General features: G+C 66.1%; 27 protein-coding genes. 10 read left to right on the top strand and 17 right to left on the bottom strand.

From position 1 onward, the window contains the following. Nucleotides 1–13 precede the first annotated feature (13 nt). The 3 genes from aroA to glmU are packed head-to-tail and all read left to right on the top strand — an operon-like array spanning nt 14 to nt 3,579. Nucleotides 14–1,321 carry a 3-phosphoshikimate 1-carboxyvinyltransferase gene (aroA, locus tag KUL97_RS02725; protein WP_217795422.1) on the top strand — a complete coding sequence of 436 codons (1,308 nt, stop codon included), beginning with the start codon at nt 14–16 and terminating at the stop codon, nt 1,319–1,321. Then, a complete protein-coding gene (locus tag KUL97_RS02720; protein ID WP_217795421.1) occupies nt 1,302–2,201 on the top strand; it encodes a tRNA (5-methylaminomethyl-2-thiouridine)(34)-methyltransferase MnmD in 900 nt (299 codons plus the stop codon). The genes aroA and KUL97_RS02720 overlap by 20 nt, the downstream gene beginning before the upstream one ends. Before the next feature lie 28 nt (nt 2,202–2,229). Then, a complete protein-coding gene (gene glmU / locus KUL97_RS02715) occupies nt 2,230–3,579 on the top strand; it encodes a bifunctional UDP-N-acetylglucosamine diphosphorylase/glucosamine-1-phosphate N-acetyltransferase GlmU (protein ID WP_217795420.1) in 1,350 nt (449 codons plus the stop codon). On the opposite strand, the gene KUL97_RS02710 is transcribed toward glmU, so the two are convergent. The 7 genes from KUL97_RS02710 to menD all read right to left on the bottom strand — a co-directional run bounded on the left by KUL97_RS02710 (nt 3,576) and on the right by menD (nt 11,343). Next, nucleotides 3,576–4,223 (bottom strand): Coq4 family protein, encoded by a 648-nt coding sequence (locus KUL97_RS02710; protein WP_217795419.1) that lies wholly within the window; start codon nt 4,221–4,223, stop codon nt 3,576–3,578. The two genes, glmU and KUL97_RS02710, sit on opposite strands and share 4 nt — an antisense overlap. Nucleotides 4,224–4,233: 10 nt before the next feature. Beyond that, nucleotides 4,234–5,598, bottom strand: coding sequence for a UDP-N-acetylmuramoyl-tripeptide--D-alanyl-D-alanine ligase (murF, locus tag KUL97_RS02705; RefSeq protein WP_217795418.1), 1,365 nt, complete (start codon nt 5,596–5,598; stop codon nt 4,234–4,236). Between the two features lie 4 nt (nt 5,599–5,602). Next, complete coding sequence (locus KUL97_RS02700; RefSeq protein WP_217795417.1) at nt 5,603–6,433, bottom strand: hypothetical protein; 831 nt, start codon at nt 6,431–6,433, stop codon at nt 5,603–5,605. A gap of 9 nt (nt 6,434–6,442) precedes the next feature. Further along, nucleotides 6,443–7,981: a glycogen synthase GlgA gene (glgA, locus tag KUL97_RS02695; protein ID WP_217795516.1), complete on the bottom strand. Its 1,539-nt coding sequence runs from the start codon at nt 7,979–7,981 to the stop codon at nt 6,443–6,445. Nucleotides 7,982–8,022: 41 nt separating this feature from the next. Further along, nucleotides 8,023–8,601: a L,D-transpeptidase gene (locus KUL97_RS02690; protein WP_217795515.1), complete on the bottom strand. Its 579-nt coding sequence runs from the start codon at nt 8,599–8,601 to the stop codon at nt 8,023–8,025. Nucleotides 8,602–8,686: 85 nt separating this feature from the next. Continuing rightward, nucleotides 8,687–9,547, bottom strand: a complete 861-nt coding sequence (gene menB, locus KUL97_RS02685) for a 1,4-dihydroxy-2-naphthoyl-CoA synthase (protein ID WP_217795416.1) — start codon at nt 9,545–9,547, stop codon at nt 8,687–8,689. Beyond that, complete coding sequence (gene menD / locus KUL97_RS02680) at nt 9,547–11,343, bottom strand: 2-succinyl-5-enolpyruvyl-6-hydroxy-3-cyclohexene-1-carboxylic-acid synthase (protein ID WP_368656067.1); 1,797 nt, start codon at nt 11,341–11,343, stop codon at nt 9,547–9,549. The genes menB and menD overlap by 1 nt, the downstream gene beginning before the upstream one ends. 48 nt (nt 11,344–11,391) lie before the next feature. Here menD and lepB point away from each other — a divergent pair, with 48 nt between their 5' ends. Together lepB and KUL97_RS02670 are read left to right on the top strand one after the other, a co-directional pair. Next, a complete protein-coding gene (gene lepB, locus KUL97_RS02675) occupies nt 11,392–11,994 on the top strand; it encodes a signal peptidase I (protein ID WP_217795415.1) in 603 nt (200 codons plus the stop codon). Nucleotides 11,995–12,023: 29 nt separating this feature from the next. Further along, a complete protein-coding gene (locus KUL97_RS02670) occupies nt 12,024–12,365 on the top strand; it encodes a DUF760 domain-containing protein (RefSeq protein WP_217795414.1) in 342 nt (113 codons plus the stop codon). Here KUL97_RS02670 and KUL97_RS02665 read toward each other — a convergent pair whose 3' ends face one another. The 7 genes from KUL97_RS02665 to KUL97_RS02635 all read right to left on the bottom strand — a co-directional run bounded on the left by KUL97_RS02665 (nt 12,366) and on the right by KUL97_RS02635 (nt 19,394). Then, entirely contained in the window at nt 12,366–13,535 is a 1,170-nt protein-coding gene (locus tag KUL97_RS02665; protein WP_217795413.1) for a DUF4336 domain-containing protein, read from the bottom strand. It lies immediately after the preceding gene. Nucleotides 13,536–13,558: 23 nt separating this feature from the next. Beyond that, nucleotides 13,559–14,887 carry a lipase family protein gene (locus KUL97_RS02660; RefSeq protein WP_217795412.1) on the bottom strand — a complete coding sequence of 443 codons (1,329 nt, stop codon included), beginning with the start codon at nt 14,885–14,887 and terminating at the stop codon, nt 13,559–13,561. A gap of 123 nt (nt 14,888–15,010) precedes the next feature. Then, complete coding sequence (locus KUL97_RS02655) at nt 15,011–15,847, bottom strand: metal ABC transporter permease (RefSeq protein WP_217795411.1); 837 nt, start codon at nt 15,845–15,847, stop codon at nt 15,011–15,013. Further along, nucleotides 15,844–16,596 carry a metal ABC transporter ATP-binding protein gene (locus KUL97_RS02650; RefSeq protein ID WP_217795410.1) on the bottom strand — a complete coding sequence of 251 codons (753 nt, stop codon included), beginning with the start codon at nt 16,594–16,596 and terminating at the stop codon, nt 15,844–15,846. Before KUL97_RS02650 ends, KUL97_RS02655 begins: the two co-directional genes overlap by 4 nt. Then, entirely contained in the window at nt 16,593–17,492 is a 900-nt protein-coding gene (locus tag KUL97_RS02645) for a metal ABC transporter substrate-binding protein (RefSeq protein ID WP_217795513.1), read from the bottom strand. The genes KUL97_RS02650 and KUL97_RS02645 overlap by 4 nt, the downstream gene beginning before the upstream one ends. A 466-nt stretch (nt 17,493–17,958) precedes the next feature. Beyond that, complete coding sequence (locus KUL97_RS02640) at nt 17,959–19,167, bottom strand: glycosyltransferase family 2 protein (RefSeq protein ID WP_217795512.1); 1,209 nt, start codon at nt 19,165–19,167, stop codon at nt 17,959–17,961. A 5-nt stretch (nt 19,168–19,172) separates the two neighbouring features. After that, complete coding sequence (locus KUL97_RS02635) at nt 19,173–19,394, bottom strand: hypothetical protein (protein WP_217795409.1); 222 nt, start codon at nt 19,392–19,394, stop codon at nt 19,173–19,175. Between the two features lie 45 nt (nt 19,395–19,439). Here KUL97_RS02635 and KUL97_RS02630 point away from each other — a divergent pair, with 45 nt between their 5' ends. After that, a complete protein-coding gene (locus tag KUL97_RS02630; RefSeq protein WP_217795408.1) occupies nt 19,440–20,120 on the top strand; it encodes an SDR family oxidoreductase in 681 nt (226 codons plus the stop codon). A 106-nt stretch (nt 20,121–20,226) separates the two neighbouring features. Here the strand turns inward: KUL97_RS02630 and KUL97_RS02625 are convergent, their stop codons facing one another. The 3 genes from KUL97_RS02625 to KUL97_RS02615 all read right to left on the bottom strand — a co-directional run bounded on the left by KUL97_RS02625 (nt 20,227) and on the right by KUL97_RS02615 (nt 23,518). Further along, nucleotides 20,227–20,898 (bottom strand): alpha/beta family hydrolase, encoded by a 672-nt coding sequence (locus KUL97_RS02625; RefSeq protein ID WP_217795407.1) that lies wholly within the window; start codon nt 20,896–20,898, stop codon nt 20,227–20,229. Between the two features lie 70 nt (nt 20,899–20,968). After that, nucleotides 20,969–22,045 (bottom strand): photosystem II q(b) protein, encoded by a 1,077-nt coding sequence (psbA, locus tag KUL97_RS02620; RefSeq protein WP_010307766.1) that lies wholly within the window; start codon nt 22,043–22,045, stop codon nt 20,969–20,971. Between the two features lie 144 nt (nt 22,046–22,189). Continuing rightward, complete coding sequence (locus KUL97_RS02615; protein ID WP_217795406.1) at nt 22,190–23,518, bottom strand: YcjF family protein; 1,329 nt, start codon at nt 23,516–23,518, stop codon at nt 22,190–22,192. Between the two features lie 152 nt (nt 23,519–23,670). On the opposite strand from KUL97_RS02615, the gene KUL97_RS02610 reads away from it, so the two are divergent. From KUL97_RS02610 to trpS, 4 genes are all read left to right on the top strand, one after another. Beyond that, complete coding sequence (locus KUL97_RS02610; protein WP_303246103.1) at nt 23,671–24,621, top strand: cation diffusion facilitator family transporter; 951 nt, start codon at nt 23,671–23,673, stop codon at nt 24,619–24,621. A gap of 13 nt (nt 24,622–24,634) precedes the next feature. Then, complete coding sequence (locus KUL97_RS02605; protein ID WP_254896094.1) at nt 24,635–25,096, top strand: hypothetical protein; 462 nt, start codon at nt 24,635–24,637, stop codon at nt 25,094–25,096. A gap of 48 nt (nt 25,097–25,144) precedes the next feature. Further along, nucleotides 25,145–25,606 carry a hypothetical protein gene (locus tag KUL97_RS02600; protein ID WP_217795404.1) on the top strand — a complete coding sequence of 154 codons (462 nt, stop codon included), beginning with the start codon at nt 25,145–25,147 and terminating at the stop codon, nt 25,604–25,606. 65 nt (nt 25,607–25,671) lie between these two features. Continuing rightward, nucleotides 25,672–26,700 (top strand): tryptophan--tRNA ligase, encoded by a 1,029-nt coding sequence (gene trpS, locus KUL97_RS02595; protein ID WP_217795403.1) that lies wholly within the window; start codon nt 25,672–25,674, stop codon nt 26,698–26,700. Nucleotides 26,701–26,986: the final 286 nt, after the last annotated feature.

Below are 26,986 nucleotides of genomic sequence, written 5' to 3'. Positions count from 1 at the left end.
CCACGCGTCAGCCATGCCCCTCGCCCTGGGAACCTCCGCAGGTCGCAGCCTCAAGGGCACGGTGCGCGTACCGGGCGACAAATCGATTTCTCACCGCTCGCTGCTGTTCGGCGCGATTGCTGACGGCACCACCACCATCGAGGGCCTGCTTCCAGCGGAAGATCCCCTCAGCACCGCCGCCTGCCTGCGGGCCATGGGGGTGGAGGTGTCGGCGATCGAAGCCGGTCAGATGGTGACGGTGCAAGGCGTGGGGCTCGATGGCTTCCAGGAGCCGGAGAGCGTGCTCGATTGCGGCAACTCCGGCACCACCATGCGGCTGATGCTGGGCCTGTTGGCGGGCCGAGCCGGGCGCCACTTCGTGCTCACGGGCGATGAGTCCCTGCGGCGCCGGCCGATGAAGCGGGTGGGCGGCCCGTTGGCGGAGATGGGGGCCACGATCGCCGGCCGCAGCGGCGGCAACCTGGCACCGCTGGCGATTCAGGGCCAGAGCCTGCGCGGCAGCACCATCCGCACTCCGGTGGCTTCGGCCCAGGTGAAGAGCGCCATCCTGCTGGCCGCCCTCACCGCTGATGGTCCCACCACCGTGATCGAACCGGTGCAAAGCCGTGATCACAGCGAGCGGATGCTGCGGGCCTTTGGCGCTGAACTCAGCGTTGGCGGCCCCGGCAACACCGAAGTCACCCTGACCCCCGGCCAGCGCCTACGCGGCCAGGCCGTTGTGGTGCCCGGCGACATCAGCTCGGCGGCCTTCTGGCTGGTGGCGGGTGCCATCACCCCTGGAGCTGATCTCACCGTGGAAAACGTGGGGCTCAACCCCAGCCGCACCGGCATCCTCGATGTGTTGGAGCAAATGGGTGCCCGCATCGAGGTGCTCAACCAGCGGGATGTGGCCGGCGAACCGGTGGGCGATCTGCGGGTGACCCACGGCCCGTTGCAGGCCTTTGAGATCGGTGCCGATCTGATCCCGCGCCTGGTGGATGAAATCCCCGTGCTGGCGGTGGCGGCTTGCTGCGCCGAAGGGGTGAGCCGCGTCAGCGGCGCGGAAGAACTGCGGGTGAAGGAAACCGATCGCCTGGCGGTGATGGCCCGCCAGCTCGGCGCGATGGGCGCCCTGATCGAGGAGTTCGACGACGGCATGACAATCCAGGGCGGGGTGCAGCTGCGCGGCGCCGAGGTGGACAGCGAAACCGATCACCGCGTGGCGATGAGCCTGGCGGTGGCCGCGCAAATCGCCACGGGAGCCACCCAGCTCCACCGGCCGGAGGCGGCAGCGGTGTCGTACCCCGAGTTCTGGAGCGACCTTGAGCGGCTCCAGGCTTGAACCGCGGCGCACGGCCGACGGCAGCTTCAGCCTGTTCAGCCGCGAAGTGGGCGAAGGCTTCCACAGCGGCCTTGGCGCCCTGAGCGAAGCACAGGCCAAATTCGTAGCCCCAGCTCAGCTCGAGCGCTGGAGACCTGGCAGCACCCTGCAGGTGCTCGATGTGTGTGTGGGCACGGGCTGCAACACCGCTGCGCTGCTGGAGGCCTGCACCGCCCGCGGGCTCCAGCTCAACTGGTGGGGCCTGGAGCTCGACCCTGAACCCATCGCACTGGCCCTGGCCGATCCAGGCTTCTGCAACCAATGGCAGCCCAAAACCCTGCAGCAGCTGGCGGAGCTGAGTCAAAGCCCGCAGATGCTCTGGGGCGATGCCCGCCGCCAGCTGCCCCACCTGCTGGATGGTCAGCGGGGCTGTTTCGATCTGATCTTGATGGATGCGTTTTCCCCCAGCCGCTGCCCGCAGCTGTGGGCCCTTGAATTTCTAGGCGGGTTGGCGGCGCTCCTGCGGCCCAGCGGCCGTTTGCTCACCTATTGCAGTGCGGCCGCGATCCGGCGATCGCTGCGGGAGGCCGGGTTGGAGATTGCCAGCATCAGCGCCCCCTCAGGCCTGCTGAAACAAGCCAACGACTGGAGCGGTGGCACCGCTGCCAGCCCGAGCTCGCTGGAAGGGGCGGCCCAATTGCGGCCCCTGAGCGCGATGGAGGAGGAGCACCTCCACACCAATGCGGCCGAGCCCTACCGCGATCCCAGCGGCAGCAGCGATCGAGCCACGATCCTGCGGGAGCGGCAGCTGGCTCAAGCAACAGCGATGGCTGCCGGTGGCATTGAAGCCACCGGCGCCTGGCGGCGACGCTGGGGGTTGAGCTCCAGCAACCACCAGTAGATTCCCGCCCAGTTGTGCTCCACCGCTGATGCTCGCCGTTGCCGTGTTGGCCGCCGGAAAGGGCACCCGCATGAAGAGCGATCTACCGAAGGTGCTCCAGCCGCTGGCGGGAGCCACCCTGGTGGAGCGGGTGCTGGCCAGCTGCACGGGTCTGGAGCCCCAGCGGCAGATCCTGATCGTGGGGCATCAGGCTGAACGAGTGGAGCAGTCGTTGGCCCATCGCCCAGGGCTCGAGTTTGTGCTGCAGCAGCCCCAAAACGGCACGGGCCATGCCGTGCAGCAATTGCTTGAACCCCTGGCCGGGTTCGACGGCGAACTGCTGGTGCTCAACGGCGACGTGCCGCTGCTGCGGGACGAGACCATCGCCAACCTGCTGGAACGGCACCGCAGCAGCGGTGCGGCGGTGACGCTGCTCACGGCCCGGCTGAGCGATCCCACCGGCTACGGGCGCGTGTTCGCAGGCAGCGATGGCCAGGTGTCGGCGATCGTGGAGCACCGCGACTGCAGCGAGGCCCAGCGCGGCAACAATCTGATCAATGCCGGCATCTACTGCTTCAACTGGAAGCAGCTGGCGGCGGTGCTCCCCACCCTCAACACCAACAACGACCAAGGCGAGCTCTACCTCACCGACACGGTGGGGATGCTCAGCCCGGCCATGCATGTGGAGGTGGCCGATGCCGATGAGATCAACGGCATCAACGATCGCTATCAGCTCTCCCAATGCGAAGCCGTGATCCAGGACCGGCTGCGGCGCCACTGGATGGCCGAGGGGGTGAGCTTCGTGGATCCCGCCAGCTGCACCCTCAGCGATGGCACCCGCTTTGGCCGAGATGTGGTGGTGGAGCCCCAGTGCCATTTCCGCGGTGAGGCCGTGATCGGCGAGGGCTGCCGCATTGGCCCCGGCAGCCTGATCGACAACGCCCGCATCGGCGATCGGGTGGAGATCGTCTACTCCGTGGTGCGCGATGCCGCCGTGGCCAGCGATTGCGCCATCGGCCCCTTCGCCCAGCTGCGCCCCGGCGCCGATCTGGCTGAGGGCTGCCGCGTGGGCAACTTCGTGGAGATCAAAAAGAGCACCCTGGCGGCGGGCTGCAAGGTGAACCACCTCAGCTACATCGGCGATGCCGAGCTGGGCGCTGATGTGAATGTGGGGGCCGGCACGATCACCGCCAATTACGACGGCGTGAACAAACACCGCACCGTGATCGGTGCCGGCAGCAAAACGGGCGCCAACAGCGTGCTGGTGGCACCGATCACCCTGGGGGCCAACGTGACCGTGGGCGCCGGCTCCACCCTCACCAAAGATGTGGCCAGCGGGGCTCTGGCCTTGGGCCGCGCCAAGCAGCTGGTGAAGGAGAACTGGCAGCCGCCCGCCTAGGCCAGCCGCAACTGACGCTGCCAGTCGGCCAGGGGGCGCTCCCAGCCCTCCTCCAGCTTCTGGGCGATCAAGCACTCGGCCTTGAGACCGAGCTCAAAACCCCGGGCCAGGGCGGAGAGCAACGGTTCGAGCGGCTCATCGTTCTGCAGGGCCGAAAGCATGCCACCAAAGATCAGCAGCACCGCCAGGGGTGAACGGTTCTGCGCCAAGTTGAACGCCTGCAGCCCCAGCTCACCGGCACCATCCACCCCGAAGCCGGTGAGCACGTGAACGATGTCGTGGGTCTCGCGCAGGCGGTGGGTCACATAGTCCTGCGGGCTGGTGATCGGGTTGGGATCGATCAGGCTGTTGGGCGTGAGGCCCAGGCTGCGCAGCTGGTGGGCATAGGTGTGCCCGAGGCTGCCCTGCGGCAGCTGCTCCAGCGCCTCCAGATCGATCGGCGCCGGACGCCACTGCTGAGCCACCAACGCCGCCATCGCCGGCTGGGTGAGCAGATGCCGGAACATCTGCGCCGAAAGGGCGCTGTTCTTCAGGCTGGCCGACACCTTGAACACACTCTCAAGCGAGTCGGGTTGCTTGAGGAACTCGGCCAGGCCGGCCACCATGCGCAACGACTGGAGGCGTTGCTTCAGGTTGAACAACACGGCGTTCGGCTCAGATCTGCTCCGGTAGTAGCGGAATCAGTTGCTCCAGCGCCACCCCGCGGCTGGCCTTGAGCAGCAGCACATCACCGCGCTGCAGCCAGGCAGCGAGCGGCTCTGCGGCCTGCTCTGGCTGTGCCACCACCGCCAGGCGGCTCAGTGGAGCCGCCGCCGCCGCCATCGCCTCTGCTTCGGCGCCCTGGCTCACCACCACCAACCCATCGAGCCCCAGGGCAACGGCACGCTCGGCCACCTGGCGATGCAGAGCCACACTCTGCTCGCCAAGCTCCAGCATCGTGCCGAGCACCGCGAAACGACGGCCCGGTTGAGCCGCCAGTAGATCGAGGGCCGCCAGCACCGCTTCCGGGGAGGCGTTGTAGGTCTCATCCAGCAGCGTGAGTCCGCCGCGTTCGAGCCGGCGGTTACGGCCGCCTGGCACCTCCACCTGCAACTCAGCCAGGGCGGCGAGCGGCACCCCGAGCTCCCGCGCCACCGCCAGCGCCACCAACAGATTGCGGGCGTTGTGTCGCCCCGCCAGCGGCAGCTGCAGCCACTGGCCCTCCAGCTGCAGTTGCTCACCGGCCGGATCCAGGCCACCGATCAGATCAGCCTGCTCAGCGGCTGGCTCATCCCTGAGCGCCACCCGGCAGACCCTGCCGCTCCACACCCGGGCCAGCGCGGCCTCCAACAGGGGATCCCCGGCAGGGATCACCAGCAGGCCATCGGGCTTGAGCTGGCTGGTGATCTCACACTTCGCGGTGGCGATTGCCTCGCGGCTGCCCAAACGGCCGATATGGGCGGTGCCGATGTTGGTGATCACCGCCACATCCGGTTCAGCGGCGGCGCTGAGGCGCTCGATCTCGCCCAGGCCGCGCATGCCCATCTCCACCACCACGGCCCGGTGTTCAGGGCCGGCCTTCAGGAGCGTGAGAGGCACGCCGATGTCGTTGTTTTCGTTGCCGCTGCTGGCCATCACTGGCCCCAAGGGCCCCAGGGCGGAGCGAATCAGCTCGCGGGTGGTGGTCTTCCCCGCCGAGCCGGTCACGGCTACCACCGGTGCGGACAGTTGACGTCGGTGCAGCAACGCCAACTGCTGGTAGGCATCGAGGGTGTCATCCACGAGCCAATGGAGCAATCCAGGGGGAACGTCTCCTGCGCGGTCACGTTGCACCACAGCCGCCTGCACCCCTAGGGCAGCTGCCTGCGCCAAAAAGTGGTGACCATCAAAGCGCTCACCCACCAAAGGAATAAACAACTCCCCGCCCTGCAGCTGGCGGCTGTCGGTGCAGATGGGGCCCACTGGCGCTGCAGGGTCGAGCGCAGCGCTCTGAGCTCCGCCGGGTTCACCCCAGCATGCGATCAAAGCGCCAAGCTGCATCGGACTAGGGGCTGGACAACGGATTGAGCACGATCATGCCGGCGCCCACCAACGCATCTCGGGCCAGCAGGCCAGCACGGGAATCGCGCAGCTCCACGTGGTCATATCCGAGATCCGCAGCCCACAGCTGCCACTGCTCGGCATAGCGCTGCTGATCTGCCGTGGGTAGGGCCGTAAAACCGCCTGCCACCTGGAACACCAAGGTGAGCTGATCCTCGGAGGCCAGCGCGTTGATCAACAAGCCATCGGCGCCGGGCCGCTGCACGAGCTCTGCCAGGGCATCCAGCGGTTCTGGCGCAACGGCAGGCTCCGCTTCCAACGCCTGCAGGGTTTCCTCCGGCGTGGTGAGCGGCTGCTTCTGTGGGGAAGCGGATGCCTCATCCGCTAAGCGCTCAGGCTCTGTTTCAGCCGGTTGTGCAACAGCGGGCTCTGCTTCAGCAAGCTCTGGTTCGGGCCCGATCGAGGGAGCCTCCACCTCGAGCGATGCGGGGCTGCTCGACGCGCTACCTGGGGTGTTGCTGGGAGTGTTGAACCGCCGAATCGCAGCGCCCCCCAGAAAGCCCAGCCAGAGCAGCAGCGCAAGCGCGAGTGCCAGCACGAGAGGCCAGAACAGCGGCGCCAGATCCACCGGCCACCAACCGGGCCGCCAAAGGCTGCCTTGGCCATTGCGCCGCAGGAGTTCCTGCAGGCGCAACCGAGAATCGGCTGCCACCGCCTCGAGGTTCTCGCCCAGGGTGGACCAGGGGTTGCGGTAGGTGGCCGGCAGATCGCGCTGGGCGGACTGCTCGGATTCGGATGGCAGCTGGGACGGGCCCTCAGGCGGTGACAGGGCCATCCCAGAGCATCAACGTCCGCCGCGGCGGCGCAGCAGAGAAAGCGGATTCAGCAAGCCGCTGCCCGCAGAAGCGGCCCCAACCTCAGCGGGAGGCTGACCGCCGCCCTGGAGGCTGGGGTCGGCGTCCTGGCCGCGGGAGAACTGCTCCACCGCCTCGGCATCGGGGGTGGGTTCCTTCACACCCTTCACCTCCTTGTACATCCGGTCGTACTCAAGAGCAGAGCGATCCCAGCTGTAATCGGCGCTCATCGCCCGCCGTTGCAGCTCACGCCAGCTTTCACCATGGCGATACGCCTCCCAGGAGCGCACGATCGAGGTGTAGAAGTCGAGCGGGTCGTAGCGATCGAAGCAGAAGCCCGTGCCAGTGTGATCGTTGGGCACATGGGGTGGCACCGTGTCCACCAGGCCGCCCACACGCCGCACCACGGGGATCGAGCCATAACGCATCGCCAGCATCTGGCTGATGCCGCAAGGCTCGAAGCGGCTCGGCATCAAGAAGGCATCACTCCCGGCGTAGATCAAACGCGACAGGGCGTCGTCGTAGGTGAGGAACACGGCGAAGCGGCCCGGATGGCGGGCTGCCATCTGCCACAGACCTGACTCGATGTGGCGATCACCCGTGCCCAGCACCACGAACTGGGTATCGGAGTAAGCGAGCACCCGGTCGGCCACCTGCAGCAGCAGATCCACGCCCTTCTGATCCACGAGCCGGCTCACCAGACCCATCAGGTAGGTGTCGGGATTCACCGCCAGGCCCATGCGTTCCTGAAGCACCCGCTTGCACTCGGCCTTGCCCGCTAGATCACCAACGCTGAAGTTGGCAGGAAGGGTGGAATCGGTGGCGGGATTCCAGGCGGCCTGATCGATACCGTTGAGGATGCCGCGCAGCTTGCCGCTGATGTAATTCAGCAATCCCTCGAGCTGCTCGCCGTATTCGGAGGTGCGGATCTCCTGGGCGTAGGTGGGAGACACCGCATTCACCCGATCGGCATAGAGCAGCGCCGCCGCCATGGTGTGATCGCCCTGCATATACCAGGGGCACCAGGTCATCCGGTCGAGCTTCCAGCGCCAGGGACCCTGGTATTTGAGGTTGTGGATGGTGAAGACCGTGCTGATCTCCGGGTCTTGGTGCATCCACACCGGGATCATGCCGGTGTGCCAGTCATGGCAATGGAGGATGTCGGGCTTCCAGTGGTTCCAGGCGAACTCGGCGGTAGCACTGGCGAAGAAGGTGAAGCGCCAGTCTTCGTCTTCGCCGCCGTAGATGCGTTCGGGATCGAACACTGGATGGCCCACCAGATAGAGCGGCAGGCCATTGCTGGGGTGGCGGGTTTCGTACACCGCAAAGTCGGTGCCCATGGTGTGGCCGCGCCAGATGGGCTCGCCGGGGATGTCGAGCTGACTCCAGAGCCGGCCATAGCCCGGCATGATCAGGCGCACGTCATGGCCGAGGGGCGTCAGGGCCGGCGGCAGGGAACCCACCACATCGCCCATGCCCCCCACCTTCACCATCGGGGCGCATTCGGCTGCGGCAAACAGCACCCGCATGGGGAATCCGGCTGAAAGTGCGCGCAACTCTACGGGTGGTTTCAGGGCAGCACCGTCACCGGTGTGCCTACTTGAACCAGCTCAAACACCTCCTGCACGTTCTCCTCAAACAGCCGCACGCAACCATGAGACACAGCGCGGCCGACGGTCCAGCGGTGGGGCGTGCCGTGGAAGCCCGCCACGGTGCAGCCATCCACGCTCAGATAGCGCTCGCCATCCCAGGCGTTCTGGCGGGGGGTGCAGTCGCGGTAAAAGCCGATCCAGCGGGAGCCGAGGGGATTCTTCGGGCCGGGTCCCACCTGCTTGCCATTACCCGGATGCTCCCAGATCGGTTCGGCCACCATCTCCAGCACCTGATGGCGCCCCGCCGGCGTTTCCCAGCCCTCGGTGCCCACCGCGGCGGGATAGCGGCGCAGCATCCGGCCATCCTTGAGCACCATCAGTTGGCGGGTGCGGCGATCCAGCACCAGGTGCAGCCCCTCGTCGTCCATCAGGTCGGAGGGAATGCGGCTGAGGGCCACGTCGTCGCTGATCACCGGCGCCGGCGGGGGAATCGGATCGGGCTCACGGGCGAGAGCAGGAGAGGCCAGAGGAAGCGCACTGGCGGCGAGGGCGGCCAGCCAGAGCGGCCGACGGCGATCAGACAAACGACGTGCTGTCACAGCAACAAGAGCACTCTCACCAACTGCTAGCCAGCCCGGCGCCCTAAGGCAGCCAAGGGGAATCGGAAAAATCCGGAGCTCGCTTCTCCAGGAAGGCGTTACGCCCCTCCTGCCCCTCTTCGGTTCGATAGAAAAGATGGGTGGCCTGGCCCGCCAGCTCCTGAATGCCGGCCATGCCGTCGGTTTCGGCGTTGAAGGCGGCCTTGAGGCAGCGGATCGCCGTGGGGCTGTGCTGCAACACCTCGCGGGCCCAGCGCACGCCTTCAGCCTCCAGCTGCTCCAGCGGCACCACCGCATTCACCAGGCCCATCTCCAGAGCCTCAGCCGCGCCGTACTGCCGGCAGAGGAACCAGATCTCGCGCGCCTTGCGCTGCCCCACCAGCCGCGCCAGATAACCGGCACCGAAGCCGCCATCGAAGCTGCCCACCTTCGGGCCGGTCTGTCCGAACACGGCATTCTCCGCCGCCAGGCTCAAATCACAGAGCAGATGCAGCACCTGGCCGCCGCCGATGGCGTAGCCGGCAACCAAGGCGATCACCACCTTGGGCAGGCTGCGGATCAACCGCTGTAGGTCGAGCACATTCAGCCGCGGCAGGCCGTCGTCGCCCACATAGCCGCCATCGCCGCGCACACTCTGATCACCGCCGGCACAGAAGGCATAGCCGCCATCGGCGGCGGGACCGGCACCGGTGAACAGCACCACGCCGATCCGAGGGTTATCGCGCACGCGCGAGAACGCATCGAACAGCTCCATCACCGTCTGGGGACGGAAGGCGTTGCGCTTGTGCGGGCGGTTAATCGTGATCCGGGCGATGCCCTCATTGCTGAGGTCGAACAGGATGTCGGCATAAGAGCCCTGGGGCTGCCATGCGATTGCCGGCTCGGCTGAGGGTGTTGCCGCCATCAAACCCCTGGTGAATAGAGGCCATTGTGCGGCGGCATGGCGCGGCGAAGCTGGTGCCGCAGCGCCGCATCGGCCTGGCGATCGGTGCGCAGATGCAGCAGAGCCATGGGCTGTTGGGCGGCCCACTGCAGGCCAGCCGCGAGCTGATCAAGGCTGGTGATCGCCCGGGCAGGAATGCCGTAGCCGGCGGCCAGGGCGCTGTGATCGAGCTGCTGCGGCATGGCAAACAGCCGCTCGAAATCCAGCTGCGGACCCGTGCGGATCGGCAGCTGCTCAAAAATGCCGCCGCCGGCGTTATCCACCAGCACCACGGTGAGCCGTGCCTGTGCAGCTGCCAGCACCTCACGCCAGAGCCAGCCGTTGGCGTCGTGAAGCAGCGCCAGATCACCACTGAGCAAGGTGGTGCAGCCAAGGCTCATGGCCAGCCCGGCGGCCATGGACAGCGTGCCATCGATGCCGGAGGCACCGCGAAAACCAAACACCGGCCGCTGGGGTGCATCGGCGGCTGCAAAGCTCTCCCAATCGCGCACGGGGCTGCTGCTGGCCAGCATCAGCGGTTCAGCCGCGGGCAGCAGGCGGCTCAGGGCCCGGGCCAGGGCGGGTTCACACACGGGCTTCATGGCGCCATCGGCCAGCCAGCGCTGATCCAGTTGCTGTTGCAGCTGCTGATCGGCCGCCAGCCACGCCGCGCAGAACGCCTGGCTGGTGGCACTGGGGGAACCATCGCTCAGGCCATCGAGCCATGCCGCCAGCCCGCCCGCGATCTGCTGGCTGGCGGTGCCGGTGGCATCAAGGTTGCGTGGGTCGCCCTCCGTGATCAGCAGCTGCGGGCCAGAGCTGGCGGCGATCCACTGTTGGAGGCGCCGGCTGGCGGGCATCGAACCGAGCCGCAGCAGTTGCGGTGCCGCCGGAATGGCATGGCCTTCGCCGAGCAACAGGTCGTAGCCATGCACCAGCTGCAGCCCAGGCCAGCCCCGCAGGCCTGACAACCCATCGGCCAGCACCGGCCAACCACTCCGCCGCTGCCAGCGCAGCAACGCCTGGGCGAAGGGCTCGAGCAGGGCTGCCGGCGCCCGCCAGGGGCCAACCACCACGGCCCCAGGCTGATCGGGATCCAGCACATCCGCAGCACGCTCCACGGGCTTCTCAGCGACAGCCGCCGGCGCCTGCTCCCAAACAACGGAGGAGGCGTCGCAGCGGGCCCACTCCGCATCGATCTGCTGCGCCGATGCATGCAGCGGTTCATCGAACGGAAGATTGAGATGCACAGGTCCCACCGGTGCAGCCAGGGCGGCGGCCCAGGCGCGCTCGGCCAGGGCGCAGAGGCGTTGGGCTGACATGGCCGCCAGACCGCGGGGGTCGCCGGCGGCCATCCAACGGCAACAGGGCGCCAGGAACGCCTCTTGATTCACCGTTTGATTGGCACCGCAGCCCTTCAGGCGGGCCGGGCGATCGGCGCTAAGCAGCAGGAGCGGCACCGCACCGTGATCGGCTTCCACCACGGCGGGCAGGAGGTTGGCCACGGCACTGCCGGAGGTGGTGACTACCGCGGCCGGCACCCCATCAGCCCGGCCAAACCCCAAGGCCAGAAACGCCGCCGAGCGCTCATCCACCGCCGGAATCAAGGCCAGGCCTCGGCTCTCCAGCAGCCCGGCGGCCACCGCCAGAGGGGCCGAACGGCTGCCTGGGCAGAGCACCAAGCGGCGCAACCCCAGGCGCTGCAGGGTGTCCAGCAGGGTGAGGGCAGCCCTGAGGTTGTCGCCGGCGCTGCAACGGTGGGCTGGAGGGGTGGGCACCGGCGGTGCGTTGTTCAGGATGTGGCGATCATGCTCACCGAAGCGGCCATGAAGAGCAGCTCCAGCGATCCCTCTCCTGCGGGGGGATCAGCGCTGAAGGGTTGGCGGTCTGTGCTGCTTTGGTTGGCCGTGGCCGTGCTGCTGCGCTGGCTTGTGATCGAACCGCGCTGGATTCCCTCCGGCTCGATGCTGCCCACGCTGCAGTTGCAGGACAGGGTGTTGGTGGAAAAGCTGCGGCCGCGGCTGGAGCGGCCCCTGCCCAACGGCACGATCGTGGTGTTTCATGCACCGCCGGTGCTGGTGGAGGCGGGGTACGACCCCCAAGCGGCGCTGATCAAGCGGGTGGTGGCTCAGCCGGGTGATGTGGTGGAAGTGCGCGATGGAGCGCTGTTACGTAACGGCCTGGCTGTGGCGGAACCATGGCGCCAGGAGCCGATCGACTACCGCTTCGGTCCGCTGACCGTGCCGGATGGAGAGCTGCTGGTGCTGGGGGACAACCGCAATGCCAGCCTCGATTCCCATGTGTGGGGTCCGCTACCGCGCCAGGCGGTGATCGGCACCGCCGTGTTCCGCTACTGGCCGCTGGATCGCCTCGGTCCGATTCGGTTCTCCGACCTCAACGGTCTCGAACGAGACGAAGAGCTGGGGTAGGGTGCAGCCGTGACGCGGAGCACACCGGAATGTTTAACCCGGAGTTCCTGACGAGCGACAGCGAAGCAATCAGCACCAATTCGCTGATTCAGTACCTGCAGGAACAATCGCCGGATGTGCTGCAGCGCGTGGCTCGCTCCGCCAGCAGCGATATCCAAGACATCATTCGCCACAACGTGCAGGGCCTCCTCGGCGTGCTGCCAGGCGAACACTTCGACGTGAAGATCACGGCCAACCGTGACCACCTGGCCGGTTTGCTCGCCTCCGCGATGATGACCGGCTACTTCCTGCGTCAGATGGAACAGCGCATGGAACTGGAAGCCACCCTGTTCCCTGAGGCCGACGCTGATCCCGGGGAACTAAAGCTCTAGTCAGCCTGCTTCCGGCTGCTCGGGCACAACACCCAGCCGCAACAACAGCTGATCGATCCCGGCGAGGTAAGCCCAGTTGCCTTCACTGGGTGCCCAGTCCCGCTGCTCTAGTTCATCGGCCAAGGCCTGCAGGCGCTCTGCGCTGCAAGCCACCGGTGCGTCGTAGTGGGCCGGCACCACCCAGCGCAGATCCTCCAGGCGGGCCAGTTGGCGCAACCAGGCCACGATCAGGCCCTGGGTGCGGGGGAACACCAAACGCTCTAGAACCGGCGCGATGCGCAGACCGCCTGGCTGGGGCTGGAGCTCTGTAAAGGCTTCTGTTGAGCTGGAGCTCCAGTGGAATGGATAGATCCCGAAATAGCTGCGCGGATTGCGGCAACCGGGCCGGAACGCCTGCTGCAGCAACGTGCTCAGCCGCGGCACCTCCAAGGCAGCGGGCCTGAGGTAAGAGGCGAAGAGCGCCAGTCGCTGCCAGCCCCGCAAGCGCAGTTCCGGCGTGTCCTCCATGGGCTGATCACCCCGGTCACGGGCGTGGAACAACAGGGGCGCGGGGTCGAGCTCGAACACCTCAGGCGGCTCGGTATTGATCGCCACCAGGGCATCGGTGAGCAGCAGGGCACCGCTAGGCCGATGCAAACAAGCCAACTCCTGAAAACGACCCAGCCCCAGATCAATCGGGCCCAGGGAGATCCACTCCAGTGCATCGCTGTGGGGTGTGCCGTCCTCACCCAGAACCCGTATCCGCCGGGCCGGAAAACCCAGCCAAGCCAGGGGCAACTGCACGGGAAAACTCCATTGGCCCGGCGTGACCCACACCTCAGCCTGCGGAAAGGCGCGCGCCATCGCCGGCACCGGCAGCTTGTGCTCGAGGCCAGAGGCGGTGGGCAGAACGATGCTGCGCACCGGCCCATGGCGCTGCTCCAGATCCCGCAACGCCTGCAGCACCTCCCGGGTGGGGGGCACCGGGGCGTAGAGCATCAGCCCACCTGGCACCCGCGCCACCGTCATCCGGATCGGCACCGCCACATAGAACACACCCTGGAGCTGCTCAAAGCTCCAGAGCTGATCTGGAATCAGCTCGCGCACCAGCGTGCGGCGCCGGCCATAGGGGTAGAGGGGCAGCAGCGGCCACCAGTTCCAGCGTTGTTCAGCGATGGAACTGGTGGACATGGCCGTGCGCTTTCAGCAGCACATCATGCAGGCGGACAACCGTTGGCCACGGGCTTGCCCGCGAAGCGATCGGCGATCCAAGGCAGGAAGTAGGGCTGCGAAGAGGCCGGTGTACTGAAGTGGGTGTTGTTGCCCGGCAACTCAATCCGGCTCATCACGGCACCCTGCTTGCAGGCCGCTTCGAAGTAGAGCTTGTGCATCTCCGGCGGCACCACCGTGTCTTGGTTGCCCCAATAGATCACCACGGGGGCAATTGGCTTAAGCCCAGGGGAGAGATTCTTGATCGTATTCAACCAAGCCAACGCATTGGTGGGCTTCGACTTCAACAGAGAAGGATACGCATCGGCATACCAATAATTCATGGTGGCACTCAACTCATGCATACACTTGCGCTGCATCATGCCGTTGAGCGCAGGCACAGCCTGCTCTGTAAACAGATCACTCAGCTTGAGGGAAGGATTCGCCGCCGCTGCACCCCAATACATCATCGCCAGATGGGTGAAATTAAACACATTGGTTCCCAACTGCTGATTCACTGTCTGTAGTTCCCGCGACGCCTCAGCCTCCGTGTTTACGGCCGCCATCTCAACACCGAAATCCTCTGGTGCCATCGCCACAAATCCGAGAATGTCGAGCGGAGCCACGGCATCGGCTCGCTTCACATACTCCACCAAGCCAGCCGCACCAATCGTGGCCCCGCCGCCCTGACTCCAGCCATACACCACAGCGCGTGGCCCAGCAGCCGCAGGCTTGAAGTCGCGCGCGGCGCGCAGCGCATTGATCACATCCATGCCATTGCTCGCCGGCAAGGCGTACTGATGCTCTCCAGGACCGCCCAAGCCCTGGTAATCGGTGGCCACAATCACGTAGCCCTGCTTCAGCAGTGGCTCCATGGCGGGAAGGCCCACATCACTCCAGGTGGTGCCTGTGGGCAGCAGGTATTGATTGAGGGGTTGAGCCGGTTGTTGATACTGCGATGGGCCGCAGCGGCGGGCCGTGCCGGTGGTGCCATGGGCCCAGGCCAGCAGCTTGCGGCCACCCGCCGGCGCCGGACCATCCGGCACCACGATGAAGCCGGTCACCACATGGCGGCGCCCGGCCGGATCGCTCGACACATACGCCAGCCGCCAGGCCTTGGAGCCCGGCACCTGAGAGCTCACGGGCTCAGAAGCGAGCACGGTGCCCAGAGGCTTGCCCTTCGGATCGAGGCGATCGGTGGCTTTGTAGAAGGGCGGCAGATAAATCGAAGGACTGGTGGCTTCAGCCGCACTCGGCTGGGTGGCGTCCACACCAGGGAACGCACCGGCAGCCAGGCTTGGCGGCAGCGAGGTGAGCGGCAGCAAGCCAGACACGACGGCCAGAAGGGCACGCGTTGCAATCGGGTTCACCAGGCTGATGGCACAAACAACTGCTTCTTAGCCACGGGGAAGACAACAATTACCAGCTTTTAACAATCCAGTTGCTGGCAGGGCTCGTCAGGCCTGGGGCTGATGGCCCCGGAGAATGCCGTAGCGGGGCGCGAACAGGAAAGCAAGCAGGAACAGGGCCGTCTGCGCCAGCACGATGCAGCCGGCGGTTGAGCTGTCAGTCCAGTAGCTCACATACACGCCCAGCAGGCTGGAGAGCACGCTGCTGGCGATGGCGAGCAGCGTCATCCGATCGAAGCGATCTGTGAGCAGATAGGCGGTGGCACCGGGGGTGACCAGCATCGCCACCACCAGGATCACGCCCACGGTCTGCAGACCGGCCACAGCGGTGAGCGAGAGCACCGACAGCAACATGTAGTGCAGCAGGCCGGTGTTGATGCCGATCGAGCGGGCGTGGGTGGGGTCGAAACAGAACAGCAGCAGGTCACGGCGAAACACCAGCAGCAGCGTGATCACCAGGGCGGAGATCAGCAGGGTCTGCTGGATATCAGAACCCGAGATGCCGAGCACATTGCCAAACAGGATGTGGGTGAGATCAATATTGCTGCGCACCTTCGACACCAACACCAGGCCGAGAGCAAAGAACCCGGTGAACACCAGGCCGATCACCGTGTCCTCCTTGATGCGCGACTTCTGCTTCACGAAACCGATCGCCGCCACTGAGCCCACACCGAACACGAACGCTCCAAGCGAAAACGGCAGCCCCAGGGCATAGGCCACCACCACACCCGGCATCACCGCGTGCGACACGGCATCGCCCATCAGAGCCCAGCCCTTGAGCGTCATGTAGCAGGAGAGCAGACCACACACCCCTCCCACCAGGGCGCTCACCAGCAGGGCCTTCACCATGAAGGCGTGGCTGAGGGGTTCGAGCAGCCAAGTCATGACTTGGGCACCATCCCGCCGAACGCGCGCGCCAGATTTTCCGGAGTAAACACGGCACTGGTTTCGCCATAGGCCAGCACGGTGCGGTTGATCAGCACCACCAGATCACAGAAATCACGGATGTGGCCCAGATCATGGGTGGAGATCAGGATCGTGCGGCCCTCCTGGCGGAACTGCAGAAACAGCTGGGCCATCAACTGCTCCGTGCGCACATCCACGCCGTTGAACGGTTCATCCAGCAGCAACACCGAGGCCCGCTGGGCAATGGCCCGGGCCAGAAAGGCCCGCTTGCGCTGACCGCCCGAGAGCGCCCCGATCGGGCGCTGGGCCAGATCGAGCAGATCCACCCGCTGCAGGGCATCGCGCACGGCCACCCGGTCGGATTGCCGGGGCCAGCGCAGCACGTTCATCGAGCCGTAGCGGCCCATCATCACCACATCCCAAACCGAAATCGGGAAGTTGCAGTCGATCCCTTCGCTCTGGGGCACGTAGGCCACCGCCTGATCGCGCTGAGCGGCCAGCACGGGCTGGCCATTGATGCGGATGCGGCCATGGGAAGGGCGCACGAATCCGGTGAGCGCCTTGAACAGAGTGGATTTCCCGGCGCCATTCATGCCCACCAACCCGCAAATGCAGCCGGCGGGGAGGGTGAGATCGGCGTCGTAGAGCGCCACAGTGCCGTTGTAATCCACGCACAACTGCTCCACCTCAATCCGGGGGGCAGCTGCTGGGACGTAGCGCACGCTCATGGCGCTGGCCTCGCGGCAGGCGGTCGGCTCAGACCTTGCACGATCAAGTTCACGTTGTGGCGTTGCAAAGCCAGAAGGCTGGGGGCTGGGCCGCCGCTCCCCGAGAGGGAGTCCACGTAGAAGGTACCCCCGAATTGGGCGCCCGTAGCCCTGGCCACTTCGCGCTGCGCCTCAGCGCTCACGGTGCTCTCGCAAAACACGGCGGGCACCTGCCGCTGCTTCACCGTGTTGATCAGGCGGACCAATCGCCGCGGGGTGACCTGGGTTTCAGCATTCACCGGCCAGAGATACGCCTCATCGAGGCCGTAGTCGCGGGCGAGGTAACTGAAGGCGCCTTCACAGGTGACCAACAGCCGCTGACTGGGGGGCACACCGGCCAAGGCCGATCGCAGCTCGGCATCGAGGGCGCGGAGCTTTTGCTTGTAGGCCAGCCCCCGGTCCCGAAAACCAGGAGCACCGGCGGGATCCAACTGACTGAAGCCCTCCACCAGCCGATCCACGTAGTGCTCAGCCCGCTTGGGCGACATCCAGGCGTGGGGGTTCGGCTTGCCGGCATACACATCCCCTTCGATCAACAACGGCTCCAACCCCTGGCTGAGGGTGAGGGTTGTGGCCTGTCCGGAGGCGGCCACGAAGCGGGCGGCCCAGCGCTCCAGACCCAAACCGTTTTCCACGATCAAATTGGCGCCCTGAGCCGCCTCAAGATCGCTGGGGGTGGGCTCATAGCCATGGATCTCAGCGCCAGGCTTGGTGATCGAGCGCACCTCCAGGCGATCACCGGCCACCTGCCGGGCCATGTCGGCCAGCACCGTGAAGGTGGCGAGCACCACGGGCTTTTGAGCTGCACCAGGCTCAGCCGTCGGGGATCGCGGAGCGGGCGTTGAGCAACCCACCAACAACCCGACCAAGAGTGCGGGTACACCCCGTGCGGCAACAGCTGCAAACACTGAAGCCAAAGGGTGGATCAAGCGCTTGGGTGATCTTAAGTAGCGGATCTCACCAAACGCGGCGGCAGGGAGAGGCCGCAACAATCAGCCGGAGGGCGATGCTGATTTGGGGTACTTCTGACCGAGACGCCACAGCTCATTGCAGGTTTGCCCAGGCTCAACGGAGCGGAGCTGGCACACCAGGTTGAACACATCCTGCTGCGATAACTCTCCATCCGATTGCCACTTCAAGCTGGCGGGCTGGATGGAACGATCCACTTCGGAACAGGGTTGATCCGACACCGAGGCATTGCTGGAACGGCCCAACGCTAAGGAGCCCAAAGCGTTGTGGACTGGCCCCGCAGCAGCGGATGAGCGGAAGATTGTCTGAAGCTGTCGCTGTTGCTACCTGTCCGGGTGATCTGCTGCTGCGCCATCAAGCGAGGGATCGTCCTTTCCAGGTCCAGCCGCGGCCCGTGAGAGTGCGCCACACCGATGTGGGACCCAGGGCACCCACCACCAGGCCGCCGGCCCCCATCAACCACCACAGCCGGAGCGGCACCTGAAACTGGCGCCGGCTCCACAGACGCAGGGCTAGCTGCAGAAGTACGCCAGATCCCGAAAGCATCACCACACCAAGCCACCAGCTGCCCTGCAGCGGCATCCACCAACGCAGCAACAAGCCAGCGCCGAGCAACAACCACGGCCCGCTGAACATCAACACCACCACGCCGGCAGCAGCTAAGGCTTTTGGAACGCTGGAATCCAGCCCGAGGAACCAGTTTTTGCTCCAGCCCTCCCAGAGAGCAGCGAAGTTGGGATACATGTTGAGCTCAGCCACATCGAGCCCGAGCAGATAACGCAGCCTGAGACCCTGCGCTTTGATTCGGCGTGCCAGGGCCAGATCCTCCACCACCTCTGCGGCGAGGGCGCGATGCCCGCCGATCTCCGCGTAAGCCGAGCGGCGGAACAACATGAACGGCCCGGCGGCAAACGCCACCGGGCTGGCCGGATCGTTGGCGGCCTGAATCGGAAAACCCAGGCCCAGCAGGCTGGCCATGATCGGCTGCACCATCCATTCGGCCAAACAGCTGCATCCCAGCCGCGGCGCCAGGCTCAGCAGATCCGCCTGGTCGTGCTGGGCCTGCACCAGGGCGCGCCGCAAAGCATCCGGCTGCAAGCGCACGTCAGCATCGATGAACAGCAGCCAGTCGCTCTGGGTCTGCTCGGCGGCCTGGGTGCAGGCCCAGTTCTTACCCACCCAGCGTTGACCGGCCGGCCTGGGCCCGGCCTGCAGCACACGCCATCGCTCCGGCGGGCAACCGCTGGCAGCAGCTGCGGCTGCCGCGAGGGAGGCCGTCGCATCCGTGGAATCGTCGTCGACCACCACGAGCTGCCAGGAGGCACACGGCGCTGCACTGGCCAGCACATGGCTCACGCAAGCCTCGATCGTGGCGGCCTCGTTGTAGGCCGGGATCACCACCGTGAGTGACACGGCAGGTCCTTGCTGATCAGCGGGCACCACAGACAAACGCGGAGCCACCGCAAACACGCGCTGGAGCCCAGCCAACAGGATCAACAGACCAAGGCAGGCGGCTACGGCCAAGCCCACCAGCACAAGCGGAAGCAGAAGAGTGGTTTTCAGAGCGCTCACGCGGGTCTCCCCAGCCAACGCAACAGACCCACTGATGGCGGCTCTGGCAGGGCCGGTGGGCGGCGTTGGGGCGGGTGCAGCAACGGCGCCAAGCTGCTGAGCCCAAGCATCACAAACGAGAAGGCCCCCAGCAACGCCAACAGGCGAAGCCCCAGGGGCCGTCCCCGATCCACGGGCCAGTCGCCGTCGTCGGGCTCATGGGGATGCCAACGGTTCATACCGAGCCGCGATACTGCCTTCCTATTGCACGCCATCTGGCCGCCATGTCTCGCACGATTGCCGTGAGTGGAGCCTCGGGCAAAACCGGATGGCGCATTGCCGAGGAGCTACTGCGCGCTGGGGATCAACCGCGGTTGCTGCTGCAGGAGCACTCGCAGGTGCCGGAAGCACTGCGGGATTGTCCGGTGGTTCGGCTGCGCTTGAGCGATCGAACAGCTCTCGATGCAGCTCTTCAGGGCTGCCACGGCTTGGTGATCGCCACGGGTGCTCGACCCTCGGTGGATCTCAGCGGGCCGATGCGGGTGGATGCCTGGGGCGTGCAGCATCAAGTGGAGAGCTGCCAGCGCCTGGGCATCCGGCGGGTGGTGCTGGTGAGCTCCCTGTGTGCAGGCCGCTGGCGCCATCCGCTCAACCTGTTCGGCTTGATCCTGGTGTGGAAGCGGGTGGGGGAGCGCAGCCTTGAGCGCAGCGGGCTGGATTGGACTGTGATCCGACCCGGAGGCCTATCCGAACGGGAGGCGGATCTGGAGCAGGAGGGCATTCGCTACAGCCCAGCGGACCAGCAGGACAGCGCCTCGATTCCGCGGCGACTGGTGGCGCGCTGCTGCGTGGAGGCGCTGGCCACGCCGGCCTCGATCGGCCGGATCATTGAAGTGACCAGCTCGGCTGACCTGCAGCCCATCAGCCTGGCCAACGCGCTGGAGGCCTTCCCGCAAGTCGCCTAGGCTGCATTAACACTTCGTTACGCCGCCATGCAGACCGACTACAGCACCGCGATCACCGCCATGGTGCTGATTGGCCTGGCCCTTACCGGCGGCGTGCTGTTCGTGCTCAGCCGCCCGAGCGATCTCGACAACACGAAGTCATGAACTGATCGGCGGCAGCGATGGCCTGCTGCAGATTGCCGCTCTCGCTGAAACCAGAGCGCTTCGTGGGTTTAAAGCTGTGGTCGCCATCGGCGATCCACTGCACTTGAACGGCTGGGCTCAACGCATAAGCCTCCACCTCCGCGCGTCGCCCAAAGGTGTCGCGCTCCCCCTGCAGCACCAGGCAGGGATGCCGCAGGGTTTGCAGATGCTCGATCCGGAGCGCATCTGGCTTCCCCGGGGGATGAAAGGGATAGCCAAAGCACAGGCAAGCCAACACCGGATTCGCCGCCGCCAGCTCATCGAGCACCAGGCTGGCCATGCGCCCGCCCATGGATTTACCGCCGATGAACAGGGGTCCATGGTCCGCCGCACGAGCCACCTGATCGCGCCAGCTCTGCAGCAGAACGGGTTGCCTGTCGGGAGCGCGGCGCTGGCCGAGGCGGCGAGCCTGGGCCATATAGGGAAATTCAAAGCGCAGCACCTGCCAGCCCCGCTCGGCCAAGCCGGTGGCGATGGTCTGCAAGAAGGGGCTGTCCATGGGCGCGCCAGCGCCATGGGCAAGCAGCAGCGTGGCGGGAGCCGCATCCGGCCCGTCCACCAGGCAGGGATTGTCGAGGGAAGGGGCGTCGGGCATCGAGGCATTAAAAAACCCCCGCCGCAGCGGGGGCACAACAGCCGGGCCATCGGCCCGAGCCGGAACTGGATCAACCGATCGCCGGAGCGGTGAGAGCCACGGGGATCGACTGGGTGGCAGCCAGATCCAGCGGGAAGTTGTGAGCGTTGCGCTCGTGCATCACTTCCATGCCCAGGTTGGCGCGGTTGAGCACGTCAGCCCAGGTGTTGACCACCTTGCCCTGGGAATCCAGGACTGACTGGTTGAAGTTGAAGCCGTTCAGGTTGAACGCCATGGTGCTCACGCCCATGGAGGTGAACCAGATGCCCACCACAGGCCAGGCACCCAGGAAGAAATGCAGGCTGCGGCTGTTGTTGAAGCTGGCGTATTGGAAGATCAGGCGACCGAAGTAACCGTGGGCAGCCACGATGTTGTAGGTCTCTTCCTCTTGGCCGAACTTGTAGCCGTAGTTCTGGCTCTCCGTTTCGGTGGTTTCACGCACCAGGGAGGAGGTCACCAGCGAACCATGCATGGCGGAGAACAGGCTGCCGCCGAACACACCGGCCACACCCAGCATGTGGAACGGGTGCATCAGGATGTTGTGCTCAGCCTGGAACACCAACATGAAATTGAAGGTGCCGCTGATGCCGAGGGGCATGCCATCGGAGAAGGAGCCCTGACCGAAGGGATAGATCAGGAACACCGCAAAGGCAGCCGACAGCGGAGCGCTGTAGGCCACACAGATCCAGGGGCGCATGCCCAGGCGGTAGGAGAGCTCCCACTGACGACCCATGTAGCAGGAGATGCCCAGCAGGAAGTGGAACACCACCAGCTGGTAGGGGCCGCCGTTGTACAGCCACTCATCGAGAGAAGCCGCTTCCCAGATGGGATAGAAGTGCAGGCCGATGGCATTGCTGCTGGGGATCACAGCGCCGGAAATGATGTTGTTGCCGTAGATGAACGAGCCGGCAACGGGCTCACGAATGCCATCGATGTCCACCGGCGGAGCGGCGATGAAGGCAACGATGAAACAGATGGTGGCCGACAGCAGGCAGGGAATCATCAGCACACCGAACCAACCCACATAAATGCGGTTGTCGGTGCTGGTGACCCACTCACAGAATTGTGACCAGGAGCTGGAGCGGCCGCTGCGAAGGGCAGTGGTCATGAATCAGCTGACTCTTACGAGCCGAAGAGAGCGTGTGCCACAGATGTGGCACGGCCACGCTACGGAGCTCAGAAAAAGATTCCCGGAAGCAAAAATTAAGTTCAAAGCAACTCACACAACTTCATGAAGCAGTTCATGAAGCCTTCATGAAGTTGTGTGAGTTGCTTGGGTGCCGCTCTGTTGCAGCCACTGCTGCGCCTGTTGGAGGAAACCTGTCCAATCGAGTTTTTCCTCCTCGGCTGCTCGGGCCACCAACACCGGCGCCTGCTGCTGCAACAGCCGCTCCAACTCGGCCTCCGGCACCCCGGCCGCCAGGGCCATGTAGTCGGCCATGGCGCGCCCCACCACACGGGTGAGATAGGCAGCGCTGAGGGCCTGCAGGGCGCCACCCACCAGCCAGGTGGCTCCGTGCAACTTCACGAGAGCAGCCAAGGCCTGGCTGCTCCACTCCACCACCCCCAAGGCCAAACAGGCCTTGGCCAGATGCAACGCGGCGGCCTGCAGTTGCTCCAGCGACCAGGGGCAATCCCACAACCGAGCCATCTCCTGCAGCATCAGGCCATTGGCCGCAGCGAGCACCAGCAGATCCAGGCTCGGAAGCGGGGCGACCACCACCCCGGCGGCCACTGTCCACTGGGTGCGCTGCACCAGCTGCTGCCAATGGCGGCGCCGCAGCGTTTCCAGCGCCACCTGCCAGCTGCTGTGCAGGTCTTCCAAACAACGCTGCTGGGTCTGCCGCAACCGCTCCGGGCCCAGAGCCGCCACGGCAGCGGCGAGTGGTTGCAGATCACGGGCGCAGGTGTCGATCGCCTCGGGCGACCAGGGCCAGCACTGCTCATTGAGGTGGCTGGGGAGCTGGCGCTGGAGCTGATGCAAGGCCAGCCCCCAATCGCCAGCCGGCCGATCCACCAACAGCAGCACCTGCTGGCCCTGGGGCAACGCCTCGAGCCAACGCAGGTCCGCCGCCGACAGCGGCAGGGCCAGGCGATACACCACCAGATCGCAGCGGCGGAACGCCTCGGGCCACTGCCACTGCGCACTGGCCGGAGGGAGGGGCTGACTGCGCAGCACCCGCAGGGGCACCGGCGAAGGGCAGTGCTGGAGCAGCTGCACCTGCAGCGCCTCGCTCCAGCCACCGCTGCCCACGAGCGCCAAGTGCAGGTGGGGGTCGGCCTGGCGCTCACGCCACTGCTCCAGCTGGTCCCGGCGCTGCTGCTGCGCCAGCGGATCGCTCTCCAGCTCGAGCCGCTCAAAACTCTCCAACACGGCCTGGCAACGCTCGAGCCATCCCTCCACGCTGGTGGGCAGGGCCCGGCCAGATGGCCGTAAGCGACCGCTGAGCAGCCACAGTCCAGCGGCTGCAGCACTGAGGCTGATCAGCGAGGAGAGGGTGCCGCGGCTGCTCTCCAACAGGATCACACCACCGCCCAAACCGGCCGCCAGCGGCCAGAAGCGGCGCAACGGCTGGAGCAACGCCGCAGAGACCAACGAGGGGGAGGCAGAGGGGGCCGGTGGCGAGATCAACGGCTGCAGGGTCCAGCGGATGCGCCGGTTCTCTTTAGCTCAGCTGGTGTGCACTGCCCAGACCCAATACCTTGGTGTCACTGTTGCCAGCCTGCCGGGCCATGGGAGTCGCCAGCACGGGCGGAGCGCCATCAGGCTCGGCGCTGCAGCGGGATGACAACCGCCGAGGGGTGCAGCGGGTGCTGCTCATCGCCCTGGCGGTGAATGTGTCGATGACCTTGCTGAAACTGGTGATCGGCCTGCTCAGCGGCTCCCTGGCGGTGCTGGCTGATGCCATGCACAGCGCCACCGACGGCCTGAGCAGCCTGCTGGGCCTGATCACCAATGGGCTCTCCGATCCCAAGCCGGATCGCGACCATCCCTACGGCCACGACAAATACGAAGGGCTAGGGGCCTTGGCCATTGCTGGCTTCATCCTGTTCACCGCCTTCGAAATTCTCAAAACCTCGGTGGAGCGCATCGCCGCAGGCCTGCCGCCCCTTCGATTGGATGGACAAGACCTGCTGCTCTTGTTGATCGTGCTGGGCTGCAACCTGTTGCTGGCCGGTTACGAGCGCAGCGAAGGCCGGCGACTGGGCAGCCAGCTGCTGCTGGCAGATGCCAAACACACCACCAGCGACATCTGGACAACGGTGGTGGTGCTGCTCGGCTTGGCGGGTGTGCTGCTGCTCGGCGTGACCTGGCTGGATGTGGCCATGGCGGTGCCGCTCTGTGTGCTGCTGGTGCGCGCCTGCTGGCAGGTGCTCTCCAGCAACCTGCCCTGGTTGGTGGACCAGATCGCCATCGCTCCAGAAGCCATCCATGAAGTGGCGATGACGGTGCCCGGCGTGCTCAACGTGCACGACATCGCCAGCCGCGGCGTGCTGGGTCAGCGGGTGTTCATTGAGTTGCACATGGTGGTGGATGCCAACGATCTGCCGACCGCCCACCGCATCACCGAACTGGTGGAAGAACATCTCGAAGCCCGCTTTGGCCCGGTGCGATGCACCATTCATCTCGAGCCGCGCGAGTACGCCATCGCCGACATCACCTTCCGCGGCGCCCATGGCTGAACGGGTCAACGCGTTGACACCGCGGCTGCAGCGCCAGCTGAGCGAGCTGCTCGGCGTGCAGCAACAGCAGAGGCGCTGGCATGGCGCCCTGCCGGTGCTGCTGCTTGATCGCTGCTGGCTGCAGCTGCAGCGGGTGCGTGTAGAAGACCTTGCTCAGGTGTTGCCACCCGACAGCAGCGGCGACGCGCCGGAACTGGTGCGCTTCCGGGAGCTGCGCCAGCAGGGGGTGGACCATCTGGAAGCCCAGGAGCTGTGTTGGGACGAATTCGGGCGCCACAGCTGCAGCCAGGCCCTCAGGCGCTTCTGGGAAGCCCAGGAGCGGGGGCACCACGGCTGGACCCTCAGCGCCTACCTGCATCTGCTGGAGCGCTACCGCCAGTTGATCGAAGCCGAAGGCCCCAATCCGGTTCCGCTGCTGGTGCTGGCGCGCCACGGCAACCCAGAACACCACCGGCTGGAGTGGTGCTGGCCCTGACCACCAGCCATAGGGCACACTTGCGCCTGATCATGCAGGTGTGCCGCCATGGCCGACGGCGATTTCCAACCCAGCTCGAACGACCGCTTCCGCGGTGACCGTGGTCCCCGTCAGGGTGGTGGATCCCGCGATGGTGGCGGTCGTGAAGCCGGCGGCTTCCGCATCCGCCTGAGCGACAACGAAATGCGTGCCGCCCGTGCCGTGCAGGAAGCCTTTGGCCTGCGCTCCACGGTGGCGGCCCTGGGCCTGTCCATCCGCACGGTGGCCCAGCTGCTCGACGAGGGCAAGCTCGATGAGGTGGTGGCCCAGCACCGGGCCAGCGGTGGTGGCCGCCCCGGCGGCGAGCGCCGTGGCCCCCGCCCTGAGCGCGGCGAGCGCCCGGCCTCCAACCGCCCGAACCCCTTCGCCCGCCCGGCCAAGCCCGTGACAGCGGCACCGGAGGTGGTTGCCGAAGCCGAGGAGCCCGCCGATGTGGCCCCTGAAGCTGGCGCCACCGAGGCTGAAGCCTGATTGCCAAGGGCGGGTTCGCCGGATCGGTCTCCAGGCAGAATCCGGCGACTCGCCAGACACCACCGATGCCAAGGGCCCGGGTTCTCTCAGGGGTTCAACCCACCGGATCACTGCACCTGGGCAACTGGCTCGGCGCCATCCGCAACTGGGTGGACCTGCAGGACAGCCACGACACGTTCTTTTGTGTGGTGGACCTGCATGCAATCACGGTTCCCCACAACCCGGAGCAACTGGCGGCCGATACCCGCAGTACGGCAGCCCTTTATCTGGCCTGCGGCATTGATCCCGCGAAGGCCACGGTGTTCGTGCAGAGCCATGTGCCGGCCCACAGCGAACTCTGCTGGCTGCTGAACTGCGTCACTCCGCTCAACTGGCTGGAGCGGATGATTCAGTTCAAGGAGAAAGCGGTGAAGCAGGGCGACCAGGTGTCGGTGGGCCTGCTGGATTACCCGGTGTTGATGGCCGCCGACATCCTTTTGTATGACGCCGACCTGGTGCCGGTGGGCGAAGACCAGAAGCAACATCTGGAGCTGGCCCGTGACATCGCCCAGCAACGGATCAACGCCCGCTTCGCCCCGAAGGATGCTGAAGGCGAACCGATCCCTGTGCTGAAGGTGCCCGAACCCCTGATTCTGAAAGAGGGGGCGCGGGTGATGAGCCTCACCGATGGCCGCAGCAAGATGAGCAAGAGCGATCCCAACGAGGGCTCGCGCATCAACCTGCTCGACCCGCCAGAGCTGATCACCAAAAAGGTGAAGCGGGCCAAAACCGATCCGATCATGGGGCTGGAATTCGGAAACCCCGAGCGGCCCGAAACCGACAACCTGCTGGGTCTCTACGCCCTGCTGAGCGGCAAAGGCCGCGAGGCTGCCGCCGCGGAATGCGCCTCCATGGGCTGGGGACAGTTCAAGCCCCTGCTCGCCGAAACACTGGTGGAAGCCTTGCGCCCCATCCAGGAGCGCTACGCCGCCCTGAGCAGCGATGCAGCAGAGCTGGATCGGGTGCTGCAGCAGGGCAGCGAGCGCGCCAACGCGGTGGCAGAAGCCACCCTGGAGCGCACGCGCCAAGCCCTGGGCTTCCTCCCGCGCCCCTGAAGCCCGCCTCCAGGGTGATCAATCCCAAAGAAAAGATAAAGGCGCCTGATCGTTCCCGCTGACGGCGCCGCAACCGGCACAACCCCATCTCGGCAGTCGCAGCCGCGTCTCAAGGGCGCGACTCCGCTTAAAGCACATCTGCGTCTCGTTTGTCCAGACCGGTTGAGCGGCTCTCGTGCCACCCCCCTCCGCAGCTCCAGGCTCGTCAGACCTTGTCGTGCTGCCCTTGCGTTTGCGTCGTCATCTGCCGTCCACCTCCCGCCCGGCCCCTGCCACCGGAGTCGCC

The organism is Synechococcus sp. HK05, assembly GCF_019104765.1.
GTDB lineage: Bacteria > Cyanobacteriota > Cyanobacteriia > PCC-6307 > Cyanobiaceae > Vulcanococcus.
This window is presented reverse-complemented; position numbering and strand designations above follow the sequence as displayed.